The sequence below is a fragment of the Streptosporangium sp. NBC_01639 genome (assembly GCF_045209755.1).
GTDB lineage: Bacteria > Actinomycetota > Actinomycetes > Streptosporangiales > Streptosporangiaceae > Streptosporangium.
Genome location: NZ_CP109272.1, coordinates 698051 through 712738, shown reverse-complemented (window position 1 = coordinate 712738; position 14688 = coordinate 698051). Strand labels below are relative to the sequence as shown.

Sequence of the window (14688 nt, the reverse complement as noted above, 5' to 3'; positions counted from 1 at the left end):
GTGGATATGTCCTTCAATCACGGTGGCGAGCACGACACTGTCCGGCACACGCCCGGCGCAGGCGGCTCCGTGGCGCGGTCGGCGGCGGAGACGGCCGCCCGGACGCAGGCGCTGCGGGAGCTGCTGGACCGGCGGGTCGCGGTGCTCGACGGGGCCTGGGGCACGATGCTGCAGAATGCCGGGCTCACCCCGGACGACTACCGCGGAGAACGGTTCAAGGACCACCCGCGTGACGTGACCGGTGACCCGGACCTGCTGAACCTGACGCGGCCGGATGTCATTCTCGACGTGCACCGGCAGTATCTGGCGGCGGGCGCGGACATCACCACGACGAACACGTTCACCGCGACGAGCATCGGCCAGTCGGACTACGGGCTGCAGTCGCTGGTGCGGGAGATGAACCTGCGGGGCGCCCAGCTCGCCCGCCAGGCCGCGGACGAGGCGGGCGGGCGGTTCGTCGCCGGTTCGATCGGCCCGCTGAACGTCACGCTCTCGCTGTCCCCGCGGGTGGACGATCCCGCCTACCGGGCGGTGTCGTTCGACGAGGTCCGTGCCACGTACGCCGAGCAGATCCAGGCGCTGGCCGACGGCGGGGTCGACCTGCTGCTGATCGAGACGATCTTCGACACGCTCAACGCGAAGGCCGCGATCGCCGCCGCCCGCGAGGTCGCCCCGCACCTGCCGCTCTGGATCTCGGTGACGATCGTCGACCTGAGCGGGCGCACCCTGTCGGGACAGACCGTCGAGGCGTTCTGGGACGCGATCGAACACGCCCATCCGCTGGTGGTGGGGGTGAACTGCTCGCTGGGCGCCGAGGAGATGCGCCCGCACGTGGCCGAGCTGTCGCGGCTCGCCGGGGTCTACACGGCCTGCCATCCCAACGCCGGGCTGCCGAACGCGTTCGGCGGCTACGACCAGACGCCGGACGAGACCGCACGACTGCTCGGCGAGTTCGCCGGCTCGGGAATGGTCAACGTCGTCGGCGGGTGCTGCGGGACGACGCCGGCGCACATCACGCGGATCGCGGCCGCGGTGTCCGGCCTTCCGTCGCGCCCGGTTCCGGCACCGCCGGCGCGCACCCGGTTCAGCGGGCTGGAGCCGTTCGAGATCGGCGCCGACACCGGCTTCGTCATGATCGGGGAGCGCACCAACGTCACGGGCTCGGCGCGCTTCCGGCGCCTGATCGAGGGGGACGACCACCAGGGGGCGGTCGACGTCGCGTTGGAGCAGGTGCGAGGCGGGGCCAACCTGCTCGACGTCAACATGGACGCCGACCTGCTCGACAGCGAGCGGGCCATGACCACGTTCCTCAACCTGATCGCGACCGAGCCGGAGGTCGCCCGTATCCCGATCATGATCGACAGCTCGCGGTGGACCGTGCTGGAGGCCGGTCTCAAGTGCGTGCAGGGCAAGGGCGTCGTCAACTCGATCAGCCTCAAGGAGGGGGAGGAGCCGTTCCTGGCGCAGGCCCGGCGGATCCGGGACTACGGCGCCGGCGTGGTCGTCATGGCCTTCGACGAGCTCGGGCAGGCCGACACCGTCGAGCGTAAGGTGTCGATCTGCGCCCGCGCCTACGACCTGCTCACCCAGCAGGCCGGCTTCCCCGCCGAGGACATCGTGTTCGACCCCAACGTGCTCGCGGTCGCCACCGGCATCGCCGAGCACAACGGCTACGCGAAGGCGTTCATCGACGCACTGCCGCTGATCAAGCAGCGCTGCCCGGGAGTGCGGATCAGCGGCGGCATCTCCAATCTGTCGTTCTCCTTCCGCGGCAACGACGTCGTGCGCGAGGCGATGCACTCGGCGTTCCTGCTGCACGCCGTACGCGCCGGGCTGGACATGGGGATCGTCAACGCGGGGCAGCTCGCGGTCTATCAGGACATCCCCGCTGACCTGCTCGAACTCGTCGAGGATGTGATCTTCGACCGGCGCGCCGACGCCACCGACCGGCTCGTCGCGTTCGCCGAGACGGTGAGCGGGTCCGGCACCCGCCGCACAGTGGACCTGTCCTGGCGCGAGGCGCCGGTGGAGGAGCGGCTGGCGTACGCGCTGGTGCACGGCATCGTCGACTTCATCGAGGACGACACCGAGGAGGCCCGGCAGCGGGTGCCGCGGCCTCTCGAAGTGATCGAGGGGCCGCTCATGGACGGCATGAAGACCGTGGGCGACCTGTTCGGCTCCGGGAAGATGTTCCTGCCGCAGGTGGTCAAGAGCGCGCGGGTGATGAAGCGCTCGGTCGCCTATCTTGAGCCGTTCATGGAGGCCGAGAAGGAGCAGGCGCGGCTGGAGGGGCGCGTCGAGGCCGAGCGCGGCCAGGGGAAGGTGGTGCTCGCGACCGTCAAGGGCGACGTGCACGACATCGGCAAGAACATCGTGGGCGTCGTCCTGGGCTGTAACAACTACGAGGTCATCGACCTCGGGGTCATGGTCCCCGCCGCCGTCATCCTCGACACCGCGGTCGCCGAGGGCGCCGACGCCGTGGGCCTGTCGGGGCTGATCACTCCGTCGCTGGACGAGATGGTCACCGTCGCGGCGGAGATGCAGCGCCGCGGGCTGAAGCTGCCCCTGCTGATCGGCGGCGCCACGACGTCGCGCCAGCACACCGCGGTCCGGATCGCCCCCGCCTACGACAGCACCACGGTCCACGTGCTCGACGCGTCCCGCGTCGTCGGTGTGGTCTCCGATCTGCTGGACGAAGGCCGGGCCGAGAAGCTGGCGGTGAGCAACCGGGCCGAGCAGGAGCGCCTGCGCGAGCAGCACGCGACCCGGGAACGGGTCCCCCTGCTGACCCTCGCGCAAGCCCGGGCGAACCGTGAGCAGGTCTCGTTCGACGACCTGCCCGTCCCCGCCTTCACCGGGGTCCGTACCGTCCAGCCGGACCTGACCACCCTCCGCGAGATGATCGACTGGCAGTTCCTCTTCCTCGCCTGGCAGCTCAAGGGCAAGTATCCGGCGATCCTCGACCAGCCGGTGGCCCGCGAGCTCTACGACGACGCGAACACCCTGCTCGACCAGATCATCGCGGAAGGCCGGTTCCAGGCCCAGGGCGCCTACGCCTTCTGGCCCGCGCGCTCCGAGGGCGACGACATCCTGATCGACGCCGGACCGCAGGGCGGTCTCCGCCTGCCGATGCTGCGCCAGCAGACGACCAAGCCGGCCGGCCGGCCCAACCGGTGCCTGGCGGACTACGTGGCCCCGGCCGGAGATCACCTCGGCGGGTTCGCGGTGGCCGTCCACGGTGCCGAGGAGCTCGCCGCCGCCTACGAGGCCCGGAACGACGACTACCGCGCGATCATGGTGAAGGCCCTCGCCGACCGTCTCGCCGAGGCGTTCGCCGAGCACATCCACCTGCAGGCGCGGCGCGACTGGTACGAGCCGGACGCCGATCCGGCGATCGAGGACCTGCACGCCGAGCGTTTCCGCGGCATCCGCCCTGCGCTCGGCTACCCCGCGAGCCCGGACCACAGCCAGAAGGAGGCCCTGTTCGACCTGCTCGACGCCGGGAAGCTCGGCATGGCCCTGACCGAGTCCTTCGCGATGACCCCGGCCGCCAGTGTCAGCGGGCTGCTCTTCGCCCACCCGGCGTCGCGCTACTTCACCGTGGGCCGCGTCGGCAGGGACCAGATCGAGGACTACGTCCCGCGGCGGGGCCTCGACCTGCCCGACGTCGAACGCTGGCTCCGTCCCAACCTCGCCTACGAGCCCCGGTGACCCCCTACTGTGACCTCGGGGTCAGCCCGCGGAGCCGCCCGTCGAGTTCGCGCCGGTAGAAGTCGATGAACCCGTCGGGGTCCGGGCCGGCGTTCTGCGTCACCAGCCGGTCGAAGCCGGCGTCGACGTACTGCTGGGCGACCTCGACGTAGCGGTCCGGGTCCGGGCCGCAGGCGAACTGCGCGAGGACGTCCTCTTCGCGGACCATGGTGCCGGCGGCGTCGAAGTTGACCGGGTTGGGCAGTTCGCTCATGACCTTCCACCCGGTCAGGGCCCATCGTGAGGTCTCCAGGACGGCCTGGGCGGCGGTGTGCTCGTCGGGTGCCCACGCCATGGGCACCTCGGCGTAGCCCGGTCCGGTGCCGCCCGCGTCGCGGTAGTGGCGGACGATCTCGGGCTTCGGCTCGGTCGCGAACAGCCCGTCTCCGAGTTCGGCGGCGATCCGAGCCGACGGCTGCCCGCTGGCGGCCACCGCGATCGGCGGCGGCTCCTCGGGCAGGTCGAACACCCGCGCGTCCGCAAGCCGCAGATGCCTGCCCTCGTAGGAGCGGTACCCGCCGCGCCACAGCAGCCGGATGATCTCCAGCGCCTCGCGGAGCATCTCGTGCCGCACCTGGACCGTGTCGGGGAAGCCGCGGCCGACGACGTGCTCGTTGAGCCGCTCGCCGGAGCCGACGCCGAGGGTGAAGCGACCACCGGAGAGCAGGGCGAGTGTCGCGGCGGCCTGGGCGATGATCGCCGGGTGGTAGCGGATGGTCGGGCAGGTCACACCGGTGGCCAGCCCGATGCGCTCGGTCTTCACCGCGATGGCGCCGAGCACCGTCCAGGCGAACGGCGAGTGGCCCTGGTTGTCGAGCCACGGATGGAAGTGGTCGCTTATCTCCACGAAGTCGAACCCGGCCTGCTCCGCCCGCACCGCCTGCCGGACGAGCTCGGCCGGTCCGAAGGCCTCGGCCGCCAGTTTGTAGCCGACCTGCATCTTTGCCCCATCCCCACGGCTGGTCGCGTACGGCGGAGCCGTGGGGGAGAGCTGGCTCCAATGTGATCCTGTTTTCGCAGGCTATGCGGTAGGTACCGGCGGAGATGAGCTCTGCCGGGGCGTGTCGGCGAGGTGGACCGGAAAACGTGTCTCAGGCGGCAGGGGTGTCGGCGGCGGTCCCGCCGAGGCCACGCACCGCCAAGTAGTAGGTGTCGGCGGTCCGGCGGCAGATGACGCCCTTGTACGACTCCAGGCCCGAGTATTTGCGGCAGACGTCGTACATGTCGTCCTTGAAGTTCTGGTCGATGTCCCCGCGGACGTCCTCGTTGAACCGGCCCTGCCGCTTGTAGTTGCGATAGCCGAAGTCATGGCGCTGGCAGGAGGGCAGGAAGTTGAACCCCTCCGGCTTGTCCGGTGCCCAGGAACAACCGTCGGAGGACCAGTCGAGCTGGTCGGCGTACGGCTGCGCGGCCCGGTTGTCAAGGAAGGTCCCCATCGAGGCGCTGAACAGGAACTCATCGGTCTTCTGCGCCAACTCGGCCTGGGTCAGGGACAGGGTGCGCGCCGAGTCCGCCTGGGCGGGGATCACGCCCAGAAAACCTGTGGCCGCCATCGCGGTAGCGGCGATGATTCCCGAGACGCCATTTCGCATTTTCACAGAACGTCCTTTCCAAGGCACCTGATAATCGACATGCGTCATCTCTTGCACCGGTATTTAAAATGGAAGGGATCGGACGGCGCCTGCGGCCCGTTCATTGGACGGTTCCGTGGACGCACACCCCTGGATCGAAACGGTCACCCTTAGTGGGTGTCGCGCCACACCGCGCTGTGGTGGCTCGTGTCCACAATCATTCATGAAGGGCCTGGAGGAATTCTCAAAGAAACTTGAACCGCCCTGTTGTCTCTGATTTAGTGACAGGTGACTGTCAGGAGCTGCGGTGTTTCAGCTATTCGGGCCGGTCAAGTTCATCGTGCAGGGCGACAGGATCGATCTGGGGCCGGCCAAACAGCGGACGGTGCTCGCGGCGCTGCTGACCGACGCCGGTCGGCTGGTGACCTGGTCGGCCCTGGTCGACCGGGTGTGGGACCAGGCGCCGACGACCGACGCCCGCAACGTGCTGTACACCTACGTCAACCGGATCCGGCGGCTGCTGGAACGGGCACACGCGGCCGGTGGCCCGGAGACGGCGCTGGTCCGCCGGGCGGGCGGCTACGTGCTGGAGGTCGATCCCGAACGGGTGGATCTGCACAGGTTCCGCCGGCTGGTGGCCACCGCCTACGACCGGCGGTGCTCCGACGCCGACCGGTCGGGGCTGCTGCGGGAAGCACTGGGCCTGTGGGACGGGACGGCGCTGGCCGATCTGCCCGGGGCGTGGGCGGCGCGGACCCGCGAGACGTGGAGCGGGCAGCGACTGGACGCGGTCACCCACTGGGCCCGGACCGAGCTGCGGCTCGGCCGGCACGACGAGGTGATCGGCCCGTTGCGGGAGCTGGTGGCCGAGCATCCGTTCGCCGAACCGCTGGTGGCGGTCCTGATGCGGGCGCTCGTGGCCGCCGGATGGGACGCCGAGGCGCTGGACTGCTACGCCACCGTCAGGGCCCGGCTGGTCGGCAGGTTCGGGGCCGAGCCCGGGCCGGAGCTCCGCGAGGTGCACGAGACGGTCCTGCGCCGTGACCGTGATCGGGCCGCCCGGGTACGGACTTCCCCTCCGTCGGCCGGAGCGGCCCGGCCGGTGCCCGCGCAGCTACCCGGCGACGTGCCGACCTTCGTCGGCAGGGGACGCGAGCTGTCCCGGCTGTCGGATCACCTCACCGGTGCCGACCGGACGACGACGGTGACCTACACGGTGTCCGGCACCGCAGGAGTGGGCAAGAGCGCCCTCGCCGTACGGTGGGCCCACCGGGTCCGGGAGGCGTTCCCCGACGGGCAGCTCTACGTCAACCTGCGTGGCCATGACGTCGAACCGCCGGTGCCGGCCGACGCCGCACTGGCCGGTTTCCTGTCCGCGCTGGGGGTGGCGGGGCAGGACGTCCCCGAGGAGGTGGACGAGCGGGCCGCCCGCTACCGCACGGAGATCAGCGGCCGGCGCATGCTGATCCTCCTGGACAACGCCCTGTCGGTCGAGCAGGTCCGCCCGCTGCTGCCGGGCACGCCGTCGTGCGTGGTGGTGGTGACCAGCCGGGACTCCCTGGCGGGGCTGGTGGCCCTGCACGGTGCCCACCGCCTGGAGCTGGACCCGCTCCCCGCCGACGACGCGACCGCTCTGCTGTCGGCTCTCATCGGCGGGGCCGCCGACGCCGATCCCGAGGCCGTCTCCGTCCTCGCCGGGCAGTGCGCGCGGCTGCCGCTGGCCCTTCGGGTTGTGGCCGAGCTGTCCACCGCCCGTCAGACGGTCTCCCTGGCCGAGCTGGCGGGGAGACTGAGCGACCGGCGACGGCGGCTGGATCTGCTGGACGCCGGCGGGGATCCGCGGGCGGCGGTGCGGACGGTGTTCTCCTGGTCCTATGCCCGCCTCCCCGCCGACGCCGCCCGGATGTTCCGGCTCCTGGGCCTGCATCCGGGCCCCGATTTCGACCCGCCAGCCGCCGCCGCTCTCGCCGGAGAGCCGCTGGAGCGGGCCCATCGGCTGCTCGACCTGCTCGCCCGCGCGCATCTGATCCAGCCCGCCTCCACCGGCCGGTACGGCATGCACGACCTGCTGCGCGCCTACGCCACCGGTCTCGCCCATGCCGAGGACGGCCGGCAGGAGTGCCATGAGGGGCTGACCCGCCTGCTCGACCACGATCTGGCGATCTCTCCGTCCGCGCTGGACACCCTCCTTTCGGCCCCGTAGCCCCCATGGTCCGGCATCACTTCACCGGCCACCCCTACGCCGGTCATCCTGGAGCCGGCCAGGCCATAGGAGTCGGGTGTCTCGAATAAGGGCTGTCAAGGGTGGAAGCCGATCCCGTTCTCTTTCACAATCGAGGAATAGCAGGAATGGGAAATTTGCGGCCTTGCGAGAGGTGAAGCCTTTGGAGATCGACCGTCTCTGATCCCGTCTTGATTCCTCCCCGTGTGACGGAGTTCTTCCGGAGCCGTCGCGTGACTTTTGTCGCGCGACGGCTCCGATTGTTTTCACCAGGTGGCCGGAAAAGAAATCATCCGTCCCCGCGGAACGGGAGTCACCGGCTTCCGTCCTACCGAAGCCGTGCCCGGCGGAACGGGATTCACCGGTTCCCGTCCTCCGGTCGTTTTCCCTGCGGAACAGAATTCATCGGCTCCCGTCCTCCGGCCGTTTTCCTGCGGAACAGGACTCACCGGCTCCTGTCCTGCCGGGGCCGTGCCCGGCGGAACGGAATTCCCCCGTTCTCGTCCTCCCGGCGGCTGCCCTATGGGACGGGAGAGGATGCGGTCCGAGGACGATCCCGTAGACGGCCTCAGGGCCTACGGGCGGGCGGCGGTCCGCAAAGCGCGACAGATGAGGTTTTCACCAACTTCGGCACCACCGTCCTGAGTGACACCGGCGATGCCGGGCACATCCCCGGTATGCCCGACACCGCCATCCTCGACATCGACGGCACCCTGGTCGACACCAACTACCAGCACGCGCTCGCGTGGTTCCGGGCTTTCGGCCGCTATGACGTGTGGCTGCCGTTGTGGCGCATCCACCGGCACATCGGCATGGGAGGCGACCAACTGGTGGCGGCTCTCGCCGGTGACGAGGTCGAACAGCGGTACGGCGACGCGCTGCGCGACGCGTGGGTGGAGGAGTTCGATCCGTATCTCGATGAGATAAGGCCCTTCGACGGCGCCACCGAGCTCCTGGACGAGCTCGGCGGGCGTGGTTTCACCGTCGTCCTGGCCTCATCCGGCAAGCCCCAGCACGTCGAGCGCTTCATCGACCTCGTCGACGGCCGGTCGCGTTGCCGGGCGTGGACCACCTCCGAGGACGTCGAGGCGACCAAGCCCGCCCCCGACCTGCTGCGGGTGGCGTTGAACAAGGTGGGGGGCGGGTCCGGTGCCGCGGTGGGCGACTCCACCTGGGACTTCCTCGCCGCGGGCCGGGCCGGGATGCCCGGTGTCGCGGTCCGTACCGGCGGCTTCTCGCCCGGTGAGCTGCGCAAGGCCGGTGCCGCCCATGTCTTCGACTCCCTCACCGAGCTGATCGCCAACCTCGACCACACGCCGCTGCGCGCACCTCTGGCGGGGTAGCGCACTCATTGCATGTTTGAGCTGCGGGTTATCGCACTTGAGACGAGCGTGGTCATCAGGATCGGGTGGGTCCGGTCAACGGCTCTGTCGCAGATTCGGCTCTGGCTCGCTCGGCGTCGAAGCGCAGCGGAGAGGCCAGCCGGTAGGTCCCGTCCAGGAACAGGACGATGACGTCGGGGCGAGCGGCGCTACTGTGCGGCGTGACCGTGATCGGCCACCGCCAGTAGCCGCCGGCCGGCCTGCTCGGGCCGGACGCCGGGACCGTCGGCCGGCAGGGTGCCCGGCCGGCGGGTGAGCCCTCCGATGACGTCCTCGTCGACCGTGAGGCCCAGGCCGGGCGAGTCTCCGAGGAGGAACGCGCCGTCCTCGACGCACAGGTCGACGGACACTCCGAGCGGCGGCCGCAGGTCCTGCAGCTCGCTGGCCATGTGGTTGGGTACCGAGGTCGCGGCGTGCAGCAGGCCGACCGGGATGTTGCCGATCGGGCTGACCGGCAGATCGTGGGCGTGGGCCAGGGCGGACACCCGCAGAAAGTGGGTGACTCCCCAGACCGCGGCCGTCTGGACGATGTCGACGGCCCCCGCGGCCAGCAGCGGACGATACTGCTCAAGCCCGGTGAGGTTCTCCCCGGTGGCGACCGACGCGCGGATCCCACGGCCGACGACGGCCAGGCCTTCGGCGTCCCACCGCCGGACGGGCTCCTCGATCCAGGTGAGATCCAGGGTGCGCTCGAGCTCGCGGACGTGCCGGATCGCCTGTTTGCGTGACCAGGACTCGTTCACGTCGAGCATCAGGCCCGGCCGCTTTCCGTGCCCGGCCTCGGTCAGGACCTCCTGGACCAGAGTCAGACGGTGCCGGTCCCGCTCGATGTCGAGGCCACCCTTGATCTTGGCCGCCCGCAGACCGTGCTGGGCGTAGACCGTGTACACCGAGACGAATTCGTCGTCGGTCAGGCCGATGTCCAGGCCCGAGGCGTAGGCGGGAACCCGCCTGTCACGCCCGCCCAGCAGACGCCAGAGCGGCTCACCGGCCGCCTTCGCCTTGATATCCCATAGGGCGGTGTCGAGCGCACCGATGGTCCCGAACACCGCGCCCGCGTGGCCCGCCTTGAAGGTCTGCCGCAGCATGCGGTCGTACAGCGCCGTCACGCCGCGCGGATCCTCACCCTCGATGGCGGCGAAGACGCTGTCGAGTTCCACGTGCGGCCCGATGCCGACACCGGTGATCCCCTCGTCGGTGTCCACCATGATGACCGACACCGGAACGACCCCGTCGGCGTAGACGCCGTTGGCGTCACCGACCGCACGGTCCCATTCCTGGACCGTGGTCAAAGTGCGATACCCCGAGATCCGCATGTCAGCCTTTCGTGGAACCGGCGGTGACACCGTCGGCAATCTGGCGCTGGAGAAAGAGATAGATCATCAACACCGGCACAGCGGCGATCAGAACCCCGGAGGCGAAGGTGGGGATGTTGTCGGAGTACTGTCCACGCAGCGAGGTGACCCCGACCATGAGGGTGCGGTGGTCGGCCGACGGCATCATCAGCAGGGAGATGAGCACGTCGTTCCAGCAGAACAGGGCGTTGAGAATGCCGACCGACAGGAGGGCCGGAGTGCCCATCGGCAGCATGACCCGCCGGTAGACGCCGTACGTCGTGTTCCCGTCGATTCTCGCCGCGTCGACGATCTCCGTCGGAATGGTCTTGTAGTAACCCGTCATCAGGAAGATCGTGAACGGGAGGAACTGCGCGACGTAGGCCAGGATCAGTCCCGGGTAGGTGTCGATGAGACCACTGTCCGCCATGACCCGTGCGAGCGGCACCATGATCACCTGAAACGGGATGAACAGTGCCGCGAGACAACCCAGGAACAACGCCTTGGAACCGCGAAACCGCAGCTGGCTCAGGGCGAAGCCCGCCATCGATCCGAGGAGCAGCAGGACGACCACTGAGATCGTCACCACGATGAGCGAGTTGGCGAAGTATCGAGCCATGCCGACGCTGGTCCACGCTGTGACGATGTTGTCCCAGTACGGGGAGGTCGTCGGGGAGAACCGGTCGAGGACGTAGTCACGCCGAGTCTTCATGGCGACGTTGGTGGTGAACACGAGAGGGTAGATCGTCGCCAGCGCGAGGAGCGCCATCGGAACGGCGACCACCCACTTGCTCAGGCGGCTGCCGGACATCAGTCCTCCCTTCCGGCGCGGCGGAGCACGCTGATCTGTATGAGTCCCACCACGAGCATGATGAGGAAGAGGACCGTCGACGCGGCCGAGGCGAACGCGGGGCGGTTCATCTGTCCCTGCTGGATCCAGACGTAATACTCCGGCAGGTAGGTGGATCCCTCCGGGCCACCGCTGGTCATGACGTACAGCAGACCGAACATGGACGTCAGCATCCCGATCATCGTGGTCACGAAGACGAACTGAATGGTGCGGGTCAGGCTCGGGATGATCACGTGCCAGATGATCCGGGGGAGCGACGCGCCGTCCACCCGGGCCGCGTCCAGGAGTGCGGAGTCCAAAGTGGCGAATCCGGCGAGGAACACCACCAGGGCCATCCCGAACGTCGCCCAGATGTGCACGCCGACAACCGCGAACATGGCGACATCCGGGTCGCCGAGCCAGTCGACCGGGCCGATGCCGATCAGCGCGAAAACGGCGTTCAGCGGGCCGTCGAAGGCGAGCATGAGGTTGAAGATCGCACCGACGATCACCGGTGAGAGCACGGCCGGGAAGAAGTAGACGCTGCGGAAGACCCGGTGTCCGGGCACGCGCAGGTAGATGAACGTCGCGAGCAGGCCCGGGATGGCCACCGCCACGGGAAGCAGCAGCACCAGCAGCCCGACGTTGCGCAGCGCGCCGCGGAACAACGGGTCCTGGAACAGCTCCAGGTAGTTGTCGAGGCCGACCGCCGTCCCGTTGTGCTCGCCGTCGCCGGTGAAGGAGAAGTTGACGCCCAGGAGCAGCGGCCACAGCCGCAACGCCACGATGATCAGTAGGGCTGGGGCCACCAGGACGTAAGGCGCGAGGCGCTCGGAACGCGACGTGCGAGAGGCCGGCCGGAAAGCGGTCCCGGTGTCACCGCGGCGTTCCCGCCGCCTCGTTTCTCCTCCGTCGGCCCGCCTGGGGCCGACCGGGCGGACCAGCGGTGACGAATCTCGGATCGGCACGCGATCAGCTCGCCCGATCGGAGGCGGCCAGTTGCTCCACCACCTCGTCGACGGTCGCCGATCCGCTCAGGAGTTGCTGGGACAGCCTTCCCATCAGGTCCAGGGTCTTCGAGGACAGCGCGACATGCAGTGCGGGCTTACCGCTCTTGATCTCGGACACGATCGTGCCGACGGCCGGAGGGCCCTGTGACACGTCGATCGTGGTGTCGGACGCGATCGCGCCGGCGTCGGAGTGGAAGGAGGCCAGGGCGTCGGTCGTGGTCAGCGATCGCACCAGGCCGACGGCCAGGCTCGGATCCTTCGCCCGCTTCGCGACCGCGTAGCCGATGCCACCGTCGTACGGAAGGTTCGGGCTGGTTCCGCTGGTGACGACCGGGGCCCGCATGACGCCGACCTTGTCGGCCCCCAGGAACTCGCTGAAGTCCTTCCAGTGCCCGATGTCCGACATCAGCCCGATGATGTGGGCGGCCTTGCCGGAGTTGAAGATCGCGAAGGCGTCGTTGAACATCGCGGTCGAGTTGGCCCCGTCGTTGTTCAGCCCCGAGCCGCCCGCCGTCTTCCACAGCTCGAAGATCCGCTTCACGTTGGGAGAGGTCCAGGCGCGCTTTCCGGCGATCCAGTCGTCGTACTCCTGCGGCGTCAGGGTGGCCGAGCCGAGGCCCGAGAGGAAGAACTGGATGCCGACGCCTTCCTTGTTGCCGAGCGCGAAGCACGTGGCCCCGGTCTTCCGCTTGATGGTGGCGCAGTCGCCGACGAACTCGTCCCATGTCGTGGCGGGGCTCGCCGGGTCGAGTCCCGCCTTCTCGTACAGCGTCTTGTTGTAGTAGATCGGATGGCCCTGCAACGTCACCGGTGCGGCGTAGACCTTGCCGTCCTTGCCGAACGCATCCCAGCCCGTCAGGCGCTGTCTGTCCCCGGTCACGTACTGGTCGAGCGGAAGGAGCGCGTCCACGCGGTCGCGGATCTGGCCGCCTCCGTTGAAGAGCATGACATCGGGCCCCGTGCCGGCCTGGATGGCCGCGCCCAGCAGGGTGTAGTACTGGTCGAACGGCTGGGCCACGAATTCGACCGTGACGCCAGGGTGTTTCTTGGCGAAATCGGCTTTCGCCTTCTGGACGTATGAGGCCGCGGCCGCGTCGCCGGATTTCCAGTCCCAGACCACGAGCTTCGTGACCTTGCTGGAATCGCTCGGCGACGACGCGGGTCGGGTGGCGCTTCCGCAGCCGGTCAAGGCCAGCGCCGCAACCAGGACGGCCGACCACAGTGTTCGCTGCTTCATTGCTGTTCACTCTCCAGAGGACGGCCGGCTGGCCCGGCCGCTGTTTGAGGCGAAACGTAATTCGTATGACGTCTGACGTCAATACGCGTGACATATACTGACGTCGAAATGTGGCGCCGCCCGCGGCACCGGAGGAGATATGACGACATCGCAGGAGTCGCCCCCGAGCGTCGCGTCCCCGCCGGCGTGGGTGCGACGGCCGGCCAACCTCGCCAGGGCGGTGACAGCGGAGCTGGTGGAGCGCATCGTTCGGGGAGTGCACCCCTCAGGTACACCGTTGCCCGCCGAACCAGCGCTCTGTGATGCCTTCTCGGTGAGCCGGACCGTCATCCGTGAGGCGGTGAAGATCCTTCAAGAGAAGGGGCTGGTGCAGGTCCGCCAGGGCAGCGGCACCATAGTCACCCCGCCGACGATGTGGGACATGCTCGACGAGCTCGTCCTGGCGGCGACCATCGCCGAGGACGAGAGCCTGGCGATCCTTGACGACCTCGTCGTCACACGGCGCGTGCTGGAGTCCGACATGGCGAACTTCGCCGCTCGCCTCGCGGATCAGGACACCATCGACCGGCTGTGTGCGCTGGTGGATCGGATGGACGAGCTCGTGGACGACCATGTCACGTACGCCGAGCACGATCGCGCCTTTCACGACACGATCATGCAGGCGTCCGGGAACCGTATCGCCCGTGGCGTGGTACGGGCCCTGGAGAGCCAGGTCATCAACACCGCCCGCTACATGGGCCAGCCCCAGCGGGCCTTGTGCGTGGCATCCAATCTCGGCCATCGCCGCATCTACGAGCGCATCGCCGTCCACGACCCCGGTGGCGCCGCCGAGGCGATGTTCAAGCACATCACCGACGCCTGGCTCGTCCGTCGCGGCGGGCCGGGCGACCCTGTGCGCCTGGAGCGTTGAGCGCCGACTCCGTTCGACCAGGACGCGGCGTCCGGCGGCTATGGACACGCGTTCCCCCGCGTAGGGCTGTCGGGGAGGTTCGAGGTCTCGGTGGAGGGAGCCGGACGGGGCAGACCCAGGGCGGTGATGCGCCGCACCAGGGCCTCGCGCCGCACCTGGACCTGCCGGCCGCTGTCGTGGCCGGCCAGGGTGGCGGCGTGAACTTCGGCGATGACGTGGGAGTGCGGAACGTTGAGCACCGCAGCGGCCGTGGCGACGCTCACCAGGGGCTCGTCGGGCAGCATCGCCAACCGTTCGGCGATCATGTGCTCGCGGAATTCGGCGGCGAACCACACGGTGGCGTCACCGATGCCGAGATGGAGGACGAGGCCTTCACGTTCCAGGTGCCGCAGGAGATCGTCGATGTCGCCTGGCGTGCTCATGCGGCGTTCTCCCTCGTGTCGG

At 69.1% G+C, this 14688-nt stretch carries 11 protein-coding genes; 4 read left to right on the top strand and 7 right to left on the bottom strand.

Annotated features, from left to right (window positions below; translation table 11 throughout):
* The first annotated feature begins 6 nt into the window (after window positions 1–6).
* Complete coding sequence (gene metH / locus OHA77_RS03215; RefSeq protein ID WP_406316010.1) at window positions 7–3711, top strand: methionine synthase; 3705 nt, start codon at window positions 7–9, stop codon at window positions 3709–3711.
* Window positions 3712–3715: 4 nt separating this feature from the next.
* Here the strand turns inward: metH and OHA77_RS03210 are convergent, their stop codons facing one another.
* Window positions 3716–4690, bottom strand: a complete 975-nt coding sequence (locus tag OHA77_RS03210) for a TIGR03557 family F420-dependent LLM class oxidoreductase (protein WP_406316008.1) — start codon at window positions 4688–4690, stop codon at window positions 3716–3718.
* Window positions 4691–4841: 151 nt separating this feature from the next.
* Window positions 4842–5342, bottom strand: a complete 501-nt coding sequence (locus tag OHA77_RS03205; protein WP_406319759.1) for a phospholipase — start codon at window positions 5340–5342, stop codon at window positions 4842–4844.
* 286 nt (window positions 5343–5628) lie between these two features.
* On the opposite strand from OHA77_RS03205, the gene OHA77_RS03200 reads away from it, so the two are divergent.
* Together OHA77_RS03200 and OHA77_RS03195 are read left to right on the top strand one after the other, a co-directional pair.
* The gene (locus OHA77_RS03200; RefSeq protein ID WP_406316007.1) at window positions 5629–7524 is read left to right on the top strand and encodes an AfsR/SARP family transcriptional regulator; all 1896 of its coding nucleotides are present in this window, start codon (window positions 5629–5631) and stop codon (window positions 7522–7524) included.
* 695 nt (window positions 7525–8219) lie between these two features.
* Window positions 8220–8885, top strand: a complete 666-nt coding sequence (locus tag OHA77_RS03195; protein WP_406316005.1) for an HAD family hydrolase — start codon at window positions 8220–8222, stop codon at window positions 8883–8885.
* A gap of 188 nt (window positions 8886–9073) precedes the next feature.
* Here OHA77_RS03195 and OHA77_RS03190 read toward each other — a convergent pair whose 3' ends face one another.
* The 4 genes from OHA77_RS03190 to OHA77_RS03175 form a co-directional block, all read right to left on the bottom strand.
* Complete coding sequence (locus OHA77_RS03190; protein ID WP_326822164.1) at window positions 9074–10216, bottom strand: mandelate racemase/muconate lactonizing enzyme family protein; 1143 nt, start codon at window positions 10214–10216, stop codon at window positions 9074–9076.
* A 25-nt stretch (window positions 10217–10241) separates the two neighbouring features.
* Window positions 10242–11069, bottom strand: a complete 828-nt coding sequence (locus tag OHA77_RS03185) for a carbohydrate ABC transporter permease (RefSeq protein ID WP_326822165.1) — start codon at window positions 11067–11069, stop codon at window positions 10242–10244.
* The gene (locus OHA77_RS03180; protein ID WP_406316003.1) at window positions 11069–11896 is read right to left on the bottom strand and encodes a carbohydrate ABC transporter permease; all 828 of its coding nucleotides are present in this window, start codon (window positions 11894–11896) and stop codon (window positions 11069–11071) included. The genes OHA77_RS03185 and OHA77_RS03180 overlap by 1 nt, the downstream gene beginning before the upstream one ends.
* Before the next feature lie 163 nt (window positions 11897–12059).
* Complete coding sequence (locus OHA77_RS03175; RefSeq protein WP_406316001.1) at window positions 12060–13334, bottom strand: ABC transporter substrate-binding protein; 1275 nt, start codon at window positions 13332–13334, stop codon at window positions 12060–12062.
* A 139-nt stretch (window positions 13335–13473) separates the two neighbouring features.
* Here OHA77_RS03175 and OHA77_RS03170 point away from each other — a divergent pair, with 139 nt between their 5' ends.
* Window positions 13474–14244 (top strand): FadR/GntR family transcriptional regulator, encoded by a 771-nt coding sequence (locus tag OHA77_RS03170; protein WP_326822168.1) that lies wholly within the window; start codon window positions 13474–13476, stop codon window positions 14242–14244.
* Window positions 14245–14282: 38 nt separating this feature from the next.
* Here OHA77_RS03170 and OHA77_RS03165 read toward each other — a convergent pair whose 3' ends face one another.
* Complete coding sequence (locus OHA77_RS03165) at window positions 14283–14666, bottom strand: hypothetical protein (RefSeq protein ID WP_406315999.1); 384 nt, start codon at window positions 14664–14666, stop codon at window positions 14283–14285.
* Window positions 14667–14688: the final 22 nt, after the last annotated feature.

Bases quoted from the DNA above. Each gene is read 5' to 3' on its own strand.
- OHA77_RS03185 (WP_326822165.1), bottom strand. From the start codon at position 11,069: ATGTCCGGCAGCCGCCTGAGCAAGTGGGTGGTCGCCGTTCCGATGGCG.
- OHA77_RS03210 (WP_406316008.1), bottom strand. From the start codon at position 4,690: ATGCAGGTCGGCTACAAACTGGCGGCCGAGGCCTTCGGACCGGCCGAG.
- OHA77_RS03170 (WP_326822168.1), top strand. From the start codon at position 13,474: ATGACGACATCGCAGGAGTCGCCCCCGAGCGTCGCGTCCCCGCCGGCG.
- OHA77_RS03205 (WP_406319759.1), bottom strand. From the start codon at position 5,342: ATGCGAAATGGCGTCTCGGGAATCATCGCCGCTACCGCGATGGCGGCC.
- OHA77_RS03165 (WP_406315999.1), bottom strand. From the start codon at position 14,666: ATGAGCACGCCAGGCGACATCGACGATCTCCTGCGGCACCTGGAACGT.
- OHA77_RS03195 (WP_406316005.1), top strand. From the start codon at position 8,220: ATGCCCGACACCGCCATCCTCGACATCGACGGCACCCTGGTCGACACC.
- metH (WP_406316010.1), top strand. From the start codon at position 7: ATGTCCTTCAATCACGGTGGCGAGCACGACACTGTCCGGCACACGCCC.
- OHA77_RS03175 (WP_406316001.1), bottom strand. From the start codon at position 13,334: ATGAAGCAGCGAACACTGTGGTCGGCCGTCCTGGTTGCGGCGCTGGCC.